The sequence below is a fragment of the Streptomyces sp. TOM-9 genome, from assembly GCF_056858595.1.
Window position 1 is genome coordinate 1,310,919 of sequence record NZ_JBXEQB010000001.1, and the last position, 15,906, is coordinate 1,326,824.

Annotated in this window: 15 protein-coding genes and 2 pseudogenes; 9 read left to right on the plus strand and 8 right to left on the minus strand. The window is 72.4% G+C overall.

The annotated features are described in order from the left end of the window. The first annotated feature begins 29 nt into the window (after positions 1-29). Positions 30-497 carry a GNAT family N-acetyltransferase gene (locus tag AC1VWI_RS06205; RefSeq protein WP_499509918.1) on the plus strand — a complete coding sequence of 156 codons (468 nt, stop codon included), beginning with the start codon at positions 30-32 and terminating at the stop codon, positions 495-497. Between the two features lie 135 nt (positions 498-632). Here the strand turns inward: AC1VWI_RS06205 and AC1VWI_RS06210 are convergent. From AC1VWI_RS06210 to AC1VWI_RS06220, 3 genes and pseudogenes are all read right to left on the minus strand, one after another. Then, positions 633-725: pseudogene (locus AC1VWI_RS06210) on the minus strand (transposase); the annotation flags it as partial. Positions 726-859: 134 nt separating this feature from the next. After that, positions 860-1,072 (minus strand): hypothetical protein, encoded by a 213-nt coding sequence (locus tag AC1VWI_RS06215; protein ID WP_499509919.1) that lies wholly within the window; start codon positions 1,070-1,072, stop codon positions 860-862. Continuing rightward, entirely contained in the window at positions 1,069-1,674 is a 606-nt protein-coding gene (locus AC1VWI_RS06220) for a GNAT family N-acetyltransferase (RefSeq protein WP_499509920.1), read from the minus strand. The genes AC1VWI_RS06215 and AC1VWI_RS06220 overlap by 4 nt, the downstream gene beginning before the upstream one ends. Before the next feature lie 80 nt (positions 1,675-1,754). Here AC1VWI_RS06220 and AC1VWI_RS06225 point away from each other — a divergent pair, with 80 nt between their 5' ends. Beyond that, positions 1,755-2,627 carry an NAD-dependent epimerase/dehydratase family protein gene (locus AC1VWI_RS06225; RefSeq protein ID WP_499509921.1) on the plus strand — a complete coding sequence of 291 codons (873 nt, stop codon included), beginning with the start codon at positions 1,755-1,757 and terminating at the stop codon, positions 2,625-2,627. Positions 2,628-2,762: 135 nt separating this feature from the next. Beyond that, positions 2,763-3,335 (plus strand): LOG family protein, encoded by a 573-nt coding sequence (locus AC1VWI_RS06230; RefSeq protein ID WP_499516731.1) that lies wholly within the window; start codon positions 2,763-2,765, stop codon positions 3,333-3,335. Here AC1VWI_RS06230 and pdxR read toward each other — a convergent pair. Further along, entirely contained in the window at positions 3,328-4,782 is a 1,455-nt protein-coding gene (pdxR, locus tag AC1VWI_RS06235; protein ID WP_499509922.1) for a MocR-like pyridoxine biosynthesis transcription factor PdxR, read from the minus strand. The genes AC1VWI_RS06230 and pdxR overlap by 8 nt on opposite strands. 47 nt (positions 4,783-4,829) lie before the next feature. Here pdxR and AC1VWI_RS06240 point away from each other — a divergent pair, with 47 nt between their 5' ends. From AC1VWI_RS06240 to AC1VWI_RS06260, 5 genes and pseudogenes are all read left to right on the plus strand, one after another. After that, entirely contained in the window at positions 4,830-5,330 is a 501-nt protein-coding gene (locus tag AC1VWI_RS06240; protein ID WP_499509923.1) for a carboxymuconolactone decarboxylase family protein, read from the plus strand. Positions 5,331-5,624: 294 nt separating this feature from the next. Next, positions 5,625-6,164: pseudogene (locus tag AC1VWI_RS06245) on the plus strand (MIP/aquaporin family protein); the annotation flags it as partial. 30 nt (positions 6,165-6,194) lie between these two features. Further along, positions 6,195-7,568, plus strand: a complete 1,374-nt coding sequence (locus AC1VWI_RS06250) for a CynX/NimT family MFS transporter (protein WP_499516732.1) — start codon at positions 6,195-6,197, stop codon at positions 7,566-7,568. Positions 7,569-7,640: 72 nt separating this feature from the next. After that, the gene (locus AC1VWI_RS06255; RefSeq protein WP_499509924.1) at positions 7,641-8,471 is read left to right on the plus strand and encodes a nucleoside hydrolase; all 831 of its coding nucleotides are present in this window, start codon (positions 7,641-7,643) and stop codon (positions 8,469-8,471) included. A 73-nt stretch (positions 8,472-8,544) separates the two neighbouring features. Then, entirely contained in the window at positions 8,545-9,528 is a 984-nt protein-coding gene (locus tag AC1VWI_RS06260) for an SLAC1 family transporter (RefSeq protein WP_499509925.1), read from the plus strand. 53 nt (positions 9,529-9,581) lie between these two features. On the opposite strand, the gene AC1VWI_RS06265 is transcribed toward AC1VWI_RS06260, so the two are convergent. The 3 genes from AC1VWI_RS06265 to AC1VWI_RS06275 form a co-directional block, all read right to left on the minus strand. Then, positions 9,582-10,610: an alpha/beta fold hydrolase gene (locus tag AC1VWI_RS06265; RefSeq protein WP_499509926.1), complete on the minus strand. Its 1,029-nt coding sequence runs from the start codon at positions 10,608-10,610 to the stop codon at positions 9,582-9,584. A 341-nt stretch (positions 10,611-10,951) separates the two neighbouring features. Then, the gene (locus AC1VWI_RS06270; RefSeq protein WP_499509927.1) at positions 10,952-12,148 is read right to left on the minus strand and encodes a metal-dependent hydrolase family protein; all 1,197 of its coding nucleotides are present in this window, start codon (positions 12,146-12,148) and stop codon (positions 10,952-10,954) included. A gap of 82 nt (positions 12,149-12,230) precedes the next feature. Continuing rightward, positions 12,231-13,421 (minus strand): MalY/PatB family protein, encoded by a 1,191-nt coding sequence (locus AC1VWI_RS06275; RefSeq protein ID WP_499509928.1) that lies wholly within the window; start codon positions 13,419-13,421, stop codon positions 12,231-12,233. 189 nt (positions 13,422-13,610) lie between these two features. Between AC1VWI_RS06275 and AC1VWI_RS06280 the strand changes: the two genes are divergently transcribed. Beyond that, entirely contained in the window at positions 13,611-14,270 is a 660-nt protein-coding gene (locus tag AC1VWI_RS06280; RefSeq protein WP_499509929.1) for an SMP-30/gluconolactonase/LRE family protein, read from the plus strand. A gap of 18 nt (positions 14,271-14,288) precedes the next feature. Here the strand turns inward: AC1VWI_RS06280 and AC1VWI_RS06285 are convergent, their stop codons facing one another. After that, positions 14,289-15,359, minus strand: coding sequence for a TDT family transporter (locus AC1VWI_RS06285; RefSeq protein WP_499509930.1), 1,071 nt, complete (start codon positions 15,357-15,359; stop codon positions 14,289-14,291). Positions 15,360-15,906: the final 547 nt, after the last annotated feature.

Consider the following 15,906-nt stretch of genomic DNA (forward strand, 5'->3'; position numbering starts at 1 on the left):
TGAGATTCGTCGATCTCACGAGCACGGCCATGACCGCCTTGCTGGACGACGACCTCGCCCGGGCCAGTGCCGAAGCAGGGGTCGAGCTCACGGACTACTTCCTCACCGATCAGGCGAAGTGGGTGTGGCGGTATCGGCTCGACCAGCTGGCCTCGGACCCGGGCAGCGCGGGGTGGCTGACCCGAGCCGTGGTGGCCGAGCCCGAACGCGTCGTCGTGGGGTATGCCGGGTTCCACGGACCTCCCGATGGGGCGGGCATGGTGGAGATCGGCTATTCGGTGGCCCCCGGTTACCGTCGCCAGGGATACGCCAGGACGATGCTGACCGAGTTGCTGCGTCGCGCCGCCGCCGAATCCGTAGTCAAGACCGCGCGGGTGACGATCAGTCCCGAGAACACCGCATCCCTGGCCACGATTTCCGGATTCGGCTTCGTGGAGGTCGGAGAGCAGTGGGACGAGGTGGACGGCCTCGAGCTCGTCTTTGAAGTCCCGGTCTGAATAGGCTGCTGCCAGAAGGCGGCTCTCCGTCCCGAAAAGCCCTACGCGCCAGCCTGGTTGCCGTCTCCGGTCACAACACCGGTGTGGTCTCCTCAGCGTCGAGCTGGTGGTCCGCCCAGACGTAGCTTTCGGGAAGTCGGCATGGCGGTTTCGCCAGATGATGTAGCGGCGGCGGAACATGCTGCCCTGTTCCTCGTGGCCGGCGTGGGCGGTGCCATCGAGGGTGAAGCACTCGTTCTGGCCACCCGGACAGGGGGGCGGCCACGCGCCGCCCGGCACAGCACCGGGGCGGCGCGTCACATCACGACAGAGCAACCGACCAAGCACTCCAGGGTGCGAGGATCAGAACTGAGTGATCGTCACTACCTGTCGGCGCGCAAGTTTTTCCACGCGGACCACGTGAGGGCGATGGCGAGGTACGTGGCTATCAGTCCCAGGGCGAACAAGAGCCAGAAAACGGTCACACCGAGTACCGGCACATTGTGCGTCAACATGTTCAGGATCGCCGCCAGGCCGCCCCCGAAAGTCCACAACCCCCAGATGATGCCGATGTCATTGCTGGAACTGCTGCTCATTGCCCCACCCCTCCACGCCGGGCCCGGTGTTGGGCCCGGGTCGGCAGGCTACCGACCTTGGCACCCCGTTCAACGGGGGCATGACCTGCACGCTTGCGTTCCAGCAGGGTGACCGTGACGCCGGGCGCGACATGGCGCTCACCGACAGGTGTGAATCCGCGCCGACGGTAGAGCGCGAGTGCGGGCAGGTTGGCGGTCGCCGTGGAGACGACGGTCAGCTCCGCGGGCTCGATCGAATCCAGTGCGTCGAGTAGTGCCGTTGCGACGCCGCGGCGATGTGCGTCGGGATGGACCACGAGGCGGCAGAGGTCCAGAACGCCGTTCGGCAAGCGGGTCCAGGCGACCGCTCCGACGAGGCTCGACCCGTCGCGAACGCCGAGGAAGGACTCGTCGCACGTGCGCAGTTGGTCAAGGGACTCGTGCAGGGGCGGGATGCCGTCGAATCCGATAAGGCGGGCTTCGACGGCGTAGGAGGTCCGCGGACCGGTTCCGCGAATGGCCGGTGGAGTGCGGGGGCGGGGTGGGGGTGGCCGGTCATGCTGCGATCCTCTCAGAATTGGTCCGCCGACACATCCGCGAAATGGATCCGGCTCCGGTACCACTCACCGCCTAGCGTTGCGGGTACGACCAGGGACCGTCCGCCCCGATGGGACGGTTCCGCCTGATCACAGGAGAGTGGACCATGCATGTCTTCGTTGCCGGTGCCACCGGCGCTGTCGGCCGTCAGCTCGTTCCGCTGCTGCTCGCCGAGGGGCACCGCGTCACGGGAATCTCGCGCAGCTCGGCGGGTGTCGAGCGCATTCGGCAGCAGGGGGCGACCGCCGTCCAGGCGGACGTGTTCGACCGGGAGGCGCTGCACCGGGTCCTGGCGGACGCCGCGCCGGACGCGGTGATCCACCAGCTCACCGACCTGTCGGACGCGGACGGGGAGGCGACCAACCGGCTGCGGCGCGAGGGGACGGGCAATCTGGTGGACGCGGCGGTGTCCGCCGGCGTGACCAGGATCGTCGCCCAGTCGATCGCCTGGGCGTACGCGCCCGGGGAGGGGCCGGCCGACGAGGGCACACCGCTGGACGTCGCGGCGGCGGCGCCGCGCGGGGGGATGGTGGAGGGCGTCCGGGCGCTGGAGGAGAAGGCCGCCGAGGTGGAGACGGCGGTGCAGCTGCGGTACGGCATCCTGTACGGCCCGGGCACCTGGTACGCACCCGGGGGGCCCGTCGCCGCGGCGCTGGCCGGGGATCCGTCCGCCCGCTTCCTCGGGAGCACCGAGGCGGACCTTTCGGTGATGTCGTTCCTCCACGTCGCCGACGCCGCCCGGGCCGCCGTCGCCGCGCTCGCCTGGCCCTCGGGTCCCGTCAACATCGTCGACGACGAACCCGCGCAGGCCCGCGAGTGGCTGCCGGCGCTGGCCCGCGCCTTGGACGTTCCGGCCCCCCAGCCCGTACCCGGTCGCCTGGACTGGGCGCGGGGCGCGTCAAACGGGCTGGCCCGGTCGCGCGGGTGGCGACCCGGGCATGCCTCGTGGCGCACCGGCTTCGCGGCGCAGATGGCCTGACGCAGGTCGCGGACCGGCGGCCCGCCACGGGTCGCGGCCGCGGAATTGGTCCGGTGTTCCGCGCGGGGAATGGTCCGCGTGTGAGGGTGCAGGCCCGCGTACGTTCGGGCCATGACCGCTGAAGCGCCCGCGCCCATGAAGATCTGTGTCTTCCTCTCCGCCGCCGACCTCGATGAGCGCTACACGCGGCCGGCCCGCGCATTTGGCGAGCTCGTCGGCGCAGGGGGCCACACCCTGGTGTGGGGCGGGTCGGACACCGGGTTGATGAAGGTCGTCGCCGACGCCGTACGGGAGTCGGGCGGGCGGCTCGCCGGGGTCTCGGTCGGCTTCCTGAAGGAGTGGGCCAGGCAGGACGCCGACGCGATGGTCTTCGCCGAGGACCTCGCCTCGCGGAAGGCCCGGCTGCTCGCCGCGTCCGACGCGGTCGTGGTGATGGCCGGCGGCTTGGGAACCCTGGACGAGGCGACCGAGGTCCTGGAACTGAGGAAGCACGGTCTGCACGACAAGCCCGTCGTGCTGCTGAACACGGCGGGCTTCTACGACGGGTTGATCCTCCAGCTCCGGCGGATGGACGAGGAGGGATTCCTGCCGGTGCCCCTGGCGGAACTGGTCCTCGTCGCCGACACCGGTGCCGCCGCATTCGCGCAGCTGGAGGCCTCCCTCCGGGCGGCCGGGCAGGTCGCCCTCACGGAACGCACCCTCAACTGAGCGCCTGGGGCAGCACGCTGCACAGGGTGTCGAGTGCGCCCATCCACGCGCTGTCCGAGGGGGCCGCGTAGTTGACCACCAGGGCGTCCCGCTCGGGCAGCTGCCAGCCGGAGTCCTGCGCTTCGTGGCCGAATTCCCTGAGGCCGCTCACCGCGAGACCCTCCCGGGCCGCCGCCTGGACGACCGAGTTCTCGGTTCCCGCAGGGAGTTCGAGGACGACCTGGAGCCCTGCCTCCATGCCGGCCGCCCGGACGCCGGGCGCCCGCTCCGCCAAGGCTGCGACCAGTTGGTCGCGGCGTCTCCGGTAGCGCTGTCGCATCGACCGCACATGCTGGTCGTAGGCGCCCGAGGTGATGAACTCCGCCAGCGTGAGCTGCTCCAGGGTGCTGGACATGTAGTCGCCGTACCCCTTTGCCTCCACGACCTCGGGGACCAGCTCGTCCGGGAGCACCATCCAGCCGAGCCGTACCCCCGGGGCGAGCGACTTGCTCGCCGAGCCGCAGTACACCACGCGCTGGGGGTCGAGGCCCTGCAGGGCGCCCACGGGCCGGCGGTCGTACCGGAACTCCCCGTCGTAGTCGTCCTCCAGGATCAGGCCGCCCGTGTCCCGCGCCCAGGCGACGGCCGCGGTGCGCCGCTCCGGGCACAGGGCGACTCCCGTCGGGTACTGGTGCGCCGGGGTCATCAGCACCGCTCCCACTCCCGGCAGGCGTGCCAGGTCGTCGGTGCGTGCGCCGTGCTCGTCGACGTACACGGGCGGGGTCCGCAGGCCGGCGTTGGTCAGCAGGTCGCGGTAGAGGTCCAGGCCGTACGCCTCGACGGCGACCGCTCGCGCCTCGCGGACCCTGAGGACCTGCGCCATCAGTGCCAGTGCGTGGTGGAAGCCGGAGCAGACGACGATCCGCTCCGGCTCGGCGTACACCCCGCGGGCCCGTGCCAGGTAGTCCGCGAGCGCGGCGCGCAGTTCCGGACCGCCGCGGGGGTCGCCGTAGCCCAGGGCGTCGTTCGGCGCGGCGGTCAGGGCACGGCGTGCGGCGGCGAGCCACTGGGTGCGGGGGAACCTCGCGAGGTCCGGCGAACCGGGCTGCATGGCGTACCTGGGGCGGGTCCGGACGGGCCTGGTGCGGGGAGCGCCGGTCGGAGGGCTGTGCGGCTCGGCCCTGGGGGCCACCCGGGTCCCGGAGCCCTGCTGGGCGGTGAGCCAGCCCTCGGCGACGAGCTCCGCGTACGCCTCCACGACGGTGTTGCGGGAGACGCCCAGGTCCGCGGCGAGCGAGCGGGACGGCGGCAGCCGGGTACCGGGCGCGAGGCGCCCCGTGCGCACGGCTTCCCGCAGCGCGTCGGTGAGCCCGGTGCGCAGTTTGGTCCCGCGCAGTTCCAGATGGAGGTCGGCGCCGATCGCGGACGCAGGCGGTTCGGCGGCGGAATTGGTCCGGGAATCCCTCATGTAATTGGACCATACTCCGGTACCACCGGATCCGTAGCGTTGCCGGCATGACGATGAACGAAGCACATGAGCACACCACCCGTCTTCCGGAGCACACGGCGCGCATGGACTGGGCCAAGCTCGCCCCCGAGGCCTTCAAGGCGCTGGTCCGACTGGACTCGGCCGCGGGCCGCGGTGTCGACGCCGGCCTGCTGCACCTGGTGAAGGTCCGCGCGTCACAGATCAACCACTGCGCCTTCTGCCTGGACATGCACAGCAAGGACGCCATGGCCGCCGGCGTATCCGCGGAGCGCGTGATCCAGCTCGGCGCCTGGACGGAGGCGAAGCACTTCTACACGGCACGGGAGATCGCGGCGATCGAGCTCACCGAGGCGATCACCGTCGTGACGGACGGCTTCGTCCCGGACGAGGTGTACGCCAGGGCCGCCGCGCAGTTCGACGAGACCGAACTGGCCCACCTCATCGCCGCGATCGTGGCGATCAACGCCTTCAACCGCATCGGCGTCTCGACCCGCATGGTCCCCGGCCACCACACGCCGAACGCCTGACACGCCCGCCCGGCCGGGCCTTCGACCCACCCCGCGCACGCTGGGGCCGGGTCCCCGCCCCGCCGGGCAGGCCCGGCGGCCGACCGCGTCCCCCCGACCGCGTCCCCCCGGCCGCTTTCCCCCGCTCGTGGCTCCTCCCCCGGCAGCAGACGTCAGGGGTGCCCCGCCGGCGACCACCCCGACTAGGAGATCCAGGTGGGTACCGCTTCCCCTCCGCCACGGCGGCCGGCCCTGGCCCGTGCCGCCGACGAGTTCGTCCTCACGACCGTCCTGCTGTTCCTCGCGGTGACGGTCGTGCGATGGCTGCGCGACCCGCACTCGTCCCTCTACATCGCCGACCTGCGCGTCGCCCTCGTCGTGATCGGCGCCGTCAGCGGGGCCATCCTCACCGGCCTGATCCTCAGCCCTCCCGGACGGCGCAGCGGCGGCCACACGAACCCCGCCGTCACCGTCGGCCTGTGGCTGATGGGCGCCTTCCCCGGCCGGCACGTCCTGCCGTACGTGCTGGCCCAGCTCGCCGGTTCCGCCGCCGGTACGGGCCTGGCACGCCTTGCCTGGGGTCCGGCGGTGGCGCTCCCGTCGGTCTCGCACGCCGCGATCCGGCCCGCCCCGACCTGGCAGCCCGTGCCGGTCCTCCTCGCGGAGGTCGGGGGCATGCTGGCGCTGACCCTCGTCGTCGCCTTCTTCGTCGCCCGCCCCCGGTTCATCCGCGGTCTGGCGCCCATCATCGGGCTGTCCGTCGGGGTCGTGATCGCCACCCTCGGCCCGCTCAGCGGGGGCGCGGTCAACCCGGCCCGCCAGCTCGGTCCGGCGGTCTTCTCCGGGCAGACCACCGACCTCGCGATCTACCTGGTCGGGCCCATCATCGGCGCGGCACTCGGGGCCGGGCTCTACCGGTTGCCGGTCCGGGCGCGCCGCACCCGCGCCACCGCGGCGGCCACCGCCGCGCCCGCCGCCGCGCCCGGCACGCGGCGTGTCCAACTGCTCGTCGGCGGCGCCTTGTTCGTATCGGCGTTCAGCCTCCGGCCCGCGATCACCAGCCTCGGCCCCCTGCTGGAGGAGGTCCGTGCCTCCCTCGGCATGAGCGGCACGCTGGCGGGCCTGCTCACCTCCCTGCCGGCCCTGTCGTTCGCCGTGTTCGGCGCCGCGGCGCCCCGGTTGTCCCGCCGGTACGGTCCGGCGGCCGTGATCTGTGCGGGCATGGCACTGGTCGCCACGGGCCTCTTCCTGCGCCCCTTCACCGGGCACACCGTGCCGTTCCTCGCCGCCAGCGCGCTCGCCCTGAGCGGCATAGCCGTCGGCAACGTCCTGATGCCCGTCGTCGTCAAACGCTGGTTCCCGCACCGCGTCGGCACCATGACGGGCCTGTACGCGATGGCCCTCTCCTGCGGTACGGCCCTGGCCGCCGCGCTCAGCGTCCCGGTGACCGGGGCACTGGGCGGCGACTGGAGGCTCGGCCTGGCCGCCTGGGGCGCGGTCGGCGCCGTCGCCGTGCTGCCCTGGCTGCCCCTGGTACGGGACCGGTCCCGGCACGCCGCGGCCGCTGCCGGCGTGTTCTCCGGCAGTCCGGCCACGTCGACGGGCCGTATCACGGGCAGTCCGACGGCCTGGGCGCTCACCGTCTACTTCGGGCTCCAGTCGGCCGCCGCCTTCGTCGCCATGGGCTGGCTGCCGCAGATCCTCCGCGACGCGGGTATCCCGGCCTCCGCCGCCGGCCTGATGCTGGGGGTGTCGATGGCGGTGGGCGTACCCATGTCCTTCGTCCTGCCCGCGATCGGCGGTCGGCTGCCCGGCCAGGGACCTCTCGTCGTCGTCCTGGGTCTGTCCGGGGTCGTCGGCTACACGGGGCTGTGGGCGGCGCCCGGTGCCGCGCCGTGGGTGTGGACCGTGCTCATCGGGGTCTCCAACTGCGCCTTCTCGCTGGCCCTCACCATGATCGGGATGCGCGCGCGTACCGGCCCCGGCGTCGTACGGCTCTCCGCCTTCGTACAGTGCACCGGTTACCTGCTCTCCGTCCCCGCGCCGATCCTCATCGGAGCCCTCTACCAGCACACCGGCGGGTGGGACCTGCCCGTCGCCGTGATGCTCCTGCTCCTCGTGCCGCAGATCGCCGCGGGCGTGCTGGCCGGACGGGACCGGACAGTGGAGGACGAACTCCTGCACGGCGCAAAGGCCCCCGCCCCTGCGCAACCGGTGCGCCGTCCCCAAGGAGCCCGGATCGGGCCCCGCGACGAGTAGCCGCGCCCCCAGAGCGACGAACCGCGGGGAAGTCCCGCACGCAACAGCCCGACACGACGAGGGAGACCTCCTGTGCACGACGCCGACGGCCGGCCGATCCCGGTGATCATCGACTGCGACACCGGCATCGAGGACGCCCTGGCGCTTCTGCTGGCGGTCCGTCATCCGGGCCTCGGCCTGCGCGCGGTCACGTGCGTGGGCGGCAACACCGACGTGGACGCGGTCGTGCGCAACACCTTGACCGTGCTGGAGCAGGCCGGGGCCCCCGGCATCCCCGTCGCCCGGGGCGCGGAACATCCGCTGATCGCACCCCCGCGTACGGCCCACCAGGTGCACGGCCAGGACGGCATGGGCGACCTGGGACTGCCCGCACCCACCCGTACGCCCGTCGACCTGGACGCCGTGACACTGCTGCGCCGGCAGATCCTCGCCTCCCCACGCCCGGTCACGCTGATCCCCACGGCGCCGGCCACCAACATCGCGCTGCTGCTGCGCACCCACCGGGAGGTCACCGCCAACATCGAGCGGATCGTCTCCATGGGCGGCGCCGTGGGCAGGGGCAACGCCACCCCGGTCGCGGAGTTCAACGTCTGGCACGACCCGGAGGCCGCCGCGATCCTGTTCTCCGCCGGAGTGCCGGTCACGATGTACGGACTGGACGTGTTCGAGCAGGTGATCGTCCCGTCCGAGCACGTGCGCCGGCTGCTGAAGAGCGAGGAGCCCGGTACGCGCCTGCCCGCCCACCGCGGCCTGAACCCCGACGGGACCGACCCGGGCGGCGGCCTGGGTGACGCGGGCGCGGTCTGCGCGGTCGCCGACCCGCGGGGGCTGACCAGTGGACGTGGCGCTCGGGGTCGACGTCGAGCGGTACGTGGAGCTGTACCTGGAGGCCGTGGAGTGTGAGGAGCCGGGCCCGTCCGGTCCGGCCCTGCGCCGCGAGGACCGGTGGGGAAAAAGTGGGATAGTTTCCGATACCGTGACAAATCGACCGATTCCCCTGAACTTCTTCGGCATGCCTTTCGGTCTCGTCGGTCTGGCGGACGCCTGGCTGATCGCCGCCGGGGCCGGTCGCGTGCCACGGGGCGTCGGGGACGCGCTGCTGGTCCTGGCGGCCGCCGTGTGGTTGCTGGTGACGGTCGCCTATCTCCACCACGCGGTGCGGGCACGGTCCCTGGCACGGGACCTGACCGACGCCGCGGCCGGACCGTTCGCGTCGCTGTGCGTGATCGTCCCCATGGTGATCGCCGCGAACGGCCTCTACGTCCGGGCCCCCACGGCCGGGCGGGTGCTGGTGGACGTGTTCCTCGTCCTCACCGTGCTGCTCGGCGCCTGGTTCACCGGTCAGTGGATCTACGGGCGGATCGACGTCGACCGCTTCCATCCCGGCTACTTCCTGCCCACGGTCGCCGGTGGCCTGCTGGCCGCGGCGTCGGCCGGCGTGGTGGGGCAGCAGCGGCTGGGTCAGGTGATGTTCGGCCTGGGCGTGGTCTGCTGGATGATCCTCGGCTCGGTGATCATGGGACGGTTGTTCTTCCGCCCCCTGCCGCCCCCGCCCCTGCTGCCGACCCTGGCGATCGAGGTCGCCCCCGCGGCCGTGGCCAGCACCGCCTACTTCGTGCTGTTCACCGACTCCATCGACGGGGTCGCGGCCTTCCTCGGCGGTTACGGACTGCTGATGGTGCTGGCCCAGCTGCGGTTGCTCCCCGCCTACGTGAAGCTGCCCTTCATGCCCAGCACATGGGCGTTCACCTTCAGCTGGGCCGCGGTCGCCGCCGTCGCGATCCACTGGGTGGAGCGCCAGCGTCCGCCCGGGGCCGGGGCGTACACCTACGTGTTCCTCGCCGCCATCACCGTGTTCATCGGCGCCATCGCCCTGCGGACCCTGGTCGCCCTGGCGCGCCGCGAACTGCTGCCCGCCGCACCGGTTCCGCAGCCGGCCGAGCAGCAGAGCGGCGCCTGAGGTGCCGAAGGCACCGTCACGGTTGCCGCGGGTACCGCCGTTCGCGGCGGAACCTACTTCTGCAGGAAGGACTGCAGCAGGTTCGTCACTTCCTGGGGCTTCTCCTCGGTCACCCAGTGACCCGACCCCATGATGACCCGGCCCTCGACGTTCACGGCGTAGTCACGCCATTGGTCGGCGATCTTGCCGCCGAACGACGCCTGGCCGCCGATCGCCAGGACCGGCATCCGCAGCTTGCCTTCCGCCAGGAACTTCTTGTTCTGGTCCACGTCTCCGCGGAGCTCGCGGTACATCTTCATCCAGGCCACCGTGCGGCCCGGCTCCTTCAGGTAATGGGCGTAGAAGTCGTAGTCGTCCTTCGTGAACGCCGATTTGTCGGCCAGGAGCTCCTCGATGAAGCCCTGGACGAAGACGCGCTCGTGACCGGAGATGAGCTGCTCGGCGAGCGGCAGCTGGAACAGGCCGAAGTGCCACATCGAGGGGGTCTTCGGGTTGGCCTCCAGCGCCGGGAAGCGGTACAGGCTGTCGTCCGGGATGGGAGCCTCCATCACGGCCAGGCGGCGCACCTCCTTCGGCCACTGGGCAGCGTAGGCGTAGCTGACCCACAGACCGACGTCGTGCCCGACCACCTGGACACCGTTGTTCAGCTTCAACTGCTTCAGCAGCTCATGCACGTCCTTGGCCATCTGTGCCTTCGCGTAACCGCCCCTGGTGACCTCGGAGTTGCCGGCGCCGCGAAGGTCGACCGCGATCACGGTGTGGTTCTTGGACAGCGGGCCCATCTGGTCCCGCCACTCGGCCCACGACTGGGGGAAGCCGTGGATCAGCACGACCGGTGAACCCTTGCCGCCTCGCAGGTAGTGCATGCGGAAGCCGTTCACTTCCGCGTACTTGGACGTGAAACCGGGGGGAGGTTTCGCCTGCGGGAAGGACGACGGGGAGGGAGACTCCCCCACCGCCGTGTCCTGCCCGCGGCTGTCGCCCCATGCTCCGGCGCTGGCGCTCGGGCAGACCAGCAGGGCGGCAGCGAGCACTGCGATGAGCGCGATGAACCTGCCGGTTTTCCTGGTTGGTGTATCCACGATTCACCCACCTGAAGTGATTCGTATGAGGGAAGTCAAGGTGTTGCCACAGGCCACCGGCGCGCGCGTGACCAAGGCGAAACGGCAGCAGCGGACGCTGTTGCACCGGCGACGCCGCGCACGATCCAGGGGCCGTGGGTTTCCCGCAGCGGTAAGGAGTGCGGACAAAGGCAGATGGCCTGCCCTCCAGGCTCTGCACGCCGGCGGGGGCAGAGCTGAACGTCGGCCCTACGCGACCATCATGAGCACAGCACGCGGGGATACGCCATTGGGGGGACGGCCGCCCACCGCTGACAGCCCCGGTCGCCGACGTCACGCGATGCGCTGCCCTCCGGCGGAGGTCAGCGCACCCGGATGCCGGCGCGGAAGACGGCCCGCACGTCCAGGAGGGCGGCGGGGTCCTTGACGGGATCGCCGTCGACGACCAGCAGGTCGGCGTCGGCACCGGCGGTGATCCGTCCCTTGCGGCCCTCCACACCGCACAGCCGGGCGGCCAGGCTGGTCACGGAAATCAAGGCGTCGGCAGGGGTCACGCCCAGGCGGACGAGGGCGCCGACGCCGTGCGGGAGGACGTCGTGGGGCTTGTCGGGCCCGATGCCCGCGTCCGAGCCGATGACCACGTTGGCGCCCGCGGCGTGCAGGTTGCCGAAGGTGTTCAGGATGGTCCGGACGTGTGCGGCCAGGGCCGGGGGCGGGTTGAACGCCGCGCCGGGGGCCATGCCCAGGGTGAGGCTGGCGAACGTGCCGCTGTCCACGATGGCCGCGGCGAGGCCGGGGTCGTACGTGGCGCCGTCGGCGCCGAGGAAGGTGACGTGCTCCAGGCTGTCGACGCCCGCGTCGAGGGCGTCCCTGATGGCCTGGACGCCGTGTGCGTGGGCGGCCACCGGCAGGCCGAGACGGTGTGCCTCGTCCACGACCGCGCGCAGGTCCTCCGGGCCGTACTGGGAGGCGTGCGGGGGCACGGAACCGGGCGTCATGTTGCCGCCACTGGCCATGATCTTGATGACGGCGCAACCGCGCGCGTGGCGCTCGCGCACCGCGGCGCGCAGTGCCTCGGTGCCCTCGGTCTCGCCGCCGAAGAAGTGGCAGTGCCCGCCGGGCGTGGTGAGCGGGGGGCCTGCGGCGAGGATCTCCGGCCCGTTCTCCGGGGCCCGGGCGAACTCCTCGACGAGGGTCAGCGAGAGGTAGTCGCGGTCACCGAGGTCGCGGACGGTGGTGATGCCGGCCCGGAGCGCCGCTTGGGCCGCGGCCCGCATCTGCGCGAGCAGCTCCGGGTCGCCGGTCGCGGTCAGGGAGGTCACGGGGTCCGGGCTCGCGTCGAACGCGAGGTGGGTGTGGGTGTCGATGAGGCCGGGCAGCAGGCATGTCCGCGGGCCGAGGTCGACGACCGGGGTGCCGTCGGTCGGCAGCGCGCCGGTGCGGTCCACGCGGAGGATGCGGTCGCCTCTGACATGGACCGTGGCCGGTCCTGAGCGGGTGAACCCGTCGAACATCGAACCGGCGTGTACGGCAGTGGTGTTGAGCAAGGTGGTTCCCATTGAAGAGCAGTGCCGGCCCGCGGGACGGCGTGCGTCGTCACGGGACCGAGAGGATCGAGCGGCGGCCCGGGGCCGGCCGGGATCAGGCCAGCGTGCCCATCCGGCGGACGGCCTCGGTGAGGATCTCCGGCGACGTGGCGAAGTTGAGGCGTACGTGCCCCGCGCCGCCCGTGCCGAACTCCAGGCCCGGGGAGAGGGCGACCCGGCCGCGTTCCAGGAAGGCGGCCGCGGGATCGTCACCGAGTCCGAGGGCGCGGCAGTCCAGCCACGCCAGGTACGTCCCCTCGGGCCGGCGGTACCGGACGCCGGGAAGATGCCGCTCGAGCAGTTCGCCGAGGAGGCGTCGGTTGTCGTCGAGGCCGGCGAGCAGCGCATCCAGCCAGCCGCCACCGAGCCGCAGGGCGGCGGTCTGGGCGATGACGCCGATGCCGCTCAGCTCATGGGCGACGCTCAGGGGGATGCGCCGCAGGACGTCGTCCGCCTCCTGCGCCCAGGCGAGCATTCCGGCGCGGAAGCCCGACAGGTGCCACCCCTTGGAGGCGGAGTAGACGGCGACGGCGTCCTCGGTGCCGGGGACCGAGAGGTACGGCACATGGTGCGCGCCGGACGGGACGAGCGGCGCGTGGATCTCGTTGGAGACGACACGCACCCCGGACTGCCGCGCCAGTCGTGCCACCGCGGCCAGTTCCTGCGCCGTATGGACCGTCCCGGTCGGGTTGTGGGGGCTGCACAGCAGGAAGACCGTGGGGCGGCCGCCGTCGACCGTCCGGCCGAACGCGGCCCGCAGCGCCTCGAGGTCGATGCGGTGGTCGGGCCCCAGCGGGGCCTCCACGACGCGGCGGCCCAGTCCCTCCGCGATGTGCCGGTGGAGTCCGTACCCCGGGGAGTTGACGACGACCACGTCCCCGGGCTCCGTCGTCACTTTGAGCGTCTCGGCGATGCCCGTCAGGGCGGAGGGGACGACCATCGTCCGCTCCGTCGCCATGCGCCATCCCCAGCGCTTGGCGGCGAATTGGTCCCAGGCCTCCGCCATCGTCGCGTCGAAGGGCGGGTAGCCGGTGTCCCCGCGTTCGAAGGCCAAGGACACCGCGTCCACGACCGCGGGGGCCGGGGTCGCGTCCATGTCGGCGATCCACAGCGGCAGGACGTCCGCCGGATGGTGACGCCACTTGATGCCCTTGCGGCGCCGCAGTTCGTCGATCGTGAGCCGACGCAGCGGATTGGCCGCCCGCCGTGCCGTGTCGTCGGCCGTCTCGAATCCTGCGGGTGCCATGACCTTCCTCCGGTGGACGTGCGACGCGGTCACGCGCCGGGTCCGCCGGGACGGACCATCACCTCACCCTAACAGAGTGCTTGACGCGTCAAACACGCGGTGGTCGCACCGTGCCAGGCCGTGCGGCACCGCCGCTCCCCGGCTTGAAAGAACATCACCGTCGACCCGGACGGGTCGCTGAACGTCTCGATGCTGGGAAGCTTCGCCGGCCCCCGGAGCCGGTGCGCCGCAGCGCCTCCGGCAGGCACCGGACGGTGCTGGACCGGCGTCCTGGGCGACACCTTCAGCGGCAACACCCGCGGCGCCGACGGGACGGTCCACTACGACCTCTGGTGGAGCTGCCCCTCGCGCGCCGGCGTCTGGAAGCTCGCCCCGGGCAGCCGCACCGCCCGCCGCATCGCCGCACTGCCGGCCGACGGCCTGCCCAACGGACGGGCCGTCGATCCCGGCGGGCGCACCCTCTACGTCGCGGACAGCCGCAAGGGCACCATCTGGGCCGTACCCACGGCAGGCGGGAAGGCGCTCCCCTGGCTCACCGACCCGGCCCTCGCGCCGCTCCCGGACGCCGGCCGGCCGTTCGGTGCCAACGGCCTCCGCTTCCCCTTCCTCGGCGACCGGTCCAACGTGGTGCCGGCCGCGGTCAACGCCGCGAACCGCGTAGACGTGATCTACCCGGACGGCACCCGGGCGACGGTGCTCACGGCGGCGGACGGTCTCGCCTCGCCCACCGCCACCGCGCTGCGCGGCACCACCCTCTACGTCACCGACGCCGGCGTGCAGGAACCGCATCAGGCGCAGGTGCAGGGTGCGAGGATCCACCCCCGCGCCCTGCGTCACATCACGGGCTGAGGCAACGCACGGGGGTGTTCACGTCCGCGCTTCCCTCCGGGCGCCCCGCGGGGCGACGTGGCCGGCGGCGTGGTGCAGCGAGCGCCAGGCCACCACCGCCCAGGCCGCCACGAGCAGGACGTAGAGCACGACGGCGGTCCAGACGAAGGGCTGCGATCCGGTGCGGGTGGCGAGGGCACCCGTACCGGTGACGCAGGCGCCGAGCGGGAAGATGAAGGACCACCAGCTGGGCGCGAAGGGGAGTCCCGCCCGCAGCTGTCGTACGGTCAGCGCCGCGGCGAGCACCAGCCACAGCATCGCGAAGCCCCACAGCCCGATCCCGCCCAGCAGCGCGAACGCCGCCGCGGCCCGGGCGTACGGAGCGGGCAGCGCGCTGGGTGCCGCCGTGGCCAGCGAGCCCATCGCCGTCACCGCCTGGTCGACGGCGCCCAGGCCGATCCACACCGTGGGCACCACCGCTCCCGTGGGTGCGTCGTGGTGGACCAGCCGGCTGAAGACCATCGCCAGTACCAGCAGGACCGCCACCAGGCCGAGCCCGAGCATCGCGTAGCAGCCGAGCAGCAGGGCCAGCCGCGGCTGTCCGGCCGGTGCGTGCGGGACCAGCAGGGCGCCCGTCGCCGCGGAGACCAGCGGCGGCACCACGGGCATCAGCCAGCCGCCGAAGGCCGCGTCCGGAGCGAAGCGGTGCCGGGTGACCATCACGTACGGCACAGCGCAGGCCGCCGCCAGGCCGAGTACGGTGCCCAGTGACCACAGCGCCCAGTCCACGTTCAGGGCCGTACGCGCTCCGAGCACCTGCCGGCCGAGCAGCTGCGCGCCCGCCCCCACCGTGAGCAGTGCCATCGGCGGGGCCCCGAGGAACGGCGCCAGCATCGGATCGCCGGCGTGCACCCGCAGCGTCCGCTGCCTGAGGTAACCGGCCGCGAGGACCACCAGGAGCAGCGCGGCGCCCGCCCAGACCACCGTGGCCGCGTCACGCAGCCAGGCGGAGCTCCGCGGCAGGGTGACCGCCGCGTTGGCGACGATGCCGGTGCCCATGACCGCCGCGAACCAGCTGGGGCCCAGGTGCGGACGTCGCGTCCCGGTCAAGGCCGGCAGCCGGGGACGTGCATGGGTGGCGTGCCGGGGCCCCGCGTCGCTCCTGGGCGGGAGGGACCGGGTATCGCTGGGGTCGGATGTCACGGCGGAGAACGCTTCTTTCCTCGCATCGGGAATCGCCGTCGGCAATCGGCACACCGGCCCCCAGGCCCAACAGCTCACGGGCCGCGGCCGCAGCCGTCGGCTCGTTGGCCCTACGACGTTACGGTGACGTTCGGCTCGCTCCGCATCACTACGCGTGCCAGGACACCCTCACATCAGGACGTCCGGCCCACGGAACCCAGCGGGAGCCGTACGCACCGGCGCGGCACGGCGCGGGGGAACGTCCTGATGTGACGCCTCCCCGGCACCTTCGGCCCTCGGCGTCGGCCCGGCATCGTCCTAGGGTCGGTGGTGCCACACGGTCAGCGATGCGCGCACCCCACCGGCACGGAACGGGGCCGCTCCCCCACCGGGAGCCATGCGCGGATGACGGGGCCCTTGCGACTGCCCCCGCCATCGGCTGTCCCGAATGAGGAAAGAAGGCGATCCACCCAGT

Coding starts and splice junctions, on each gene's coding strand:
- AC1VWI_RS06205 (WP_499509918.1), top strand. CDS start 30: ATGACCGCCTTGCTGGACGACGACCTCGCCCGGGCCAGTGCCGAAGCA.
- AC1VWI_RS06215 (WP_499509919.1), bottom strand. CDS start 1,072: ATGAGCAGCAGTTCCAGCAATGACATCGGCATCATCTGGGGGTTGTGG.
- AC1VWI_RS06225 (WP_499509921.1), top strand. CDS start 1,755: ATGCATGTCTTCGTTGCCGGTGCCACCGGCGCTGTCGGCCGTCAGCTC.
- AC1VWI_RS06230 (WP_499516731.1), top strand. CDS start 2,763: ATGAAGATCTGTGTCTTCCTCTCCGCCGCCGACCTCGATGAGCGCTAC.
- pdxR (WP_499509922.1), bottom strand. CDS start 4,782: ATGAGGGATTCCCGGACCAATTCCGCCGCCGAACCGCCTGCGTCCGCG.
- AC1VWI_RS06240 (WP_499509923.1), top strand. CDS start 4,830: ATGACGATGAACGAAGCACATGAGCACACCACCCGTCTTCCGGAGCAC.
- AC1VWI_RS06270 (WP_499509927.1), bottom strand. CDS start 12,148: ATGGGAACCACCTTGCTCAACACCACTGCCGTACACGCCGGTTCGATG.
- AC1VWI_RS06275 (WP_499509928.1), bottom strand. CDS start 13,421: ATGGCACCCGCAGGATTCGAGACGGCCGACGACACGGCACGGCGGGCG.
- AC1VWI_RS06280 (WP_499509929.1), top strand. CDS start 13,611: ATGCTGGGAAGCTTCGCCGGCCCCCGGAGCCGGTGCGCCGCAGCGCCT.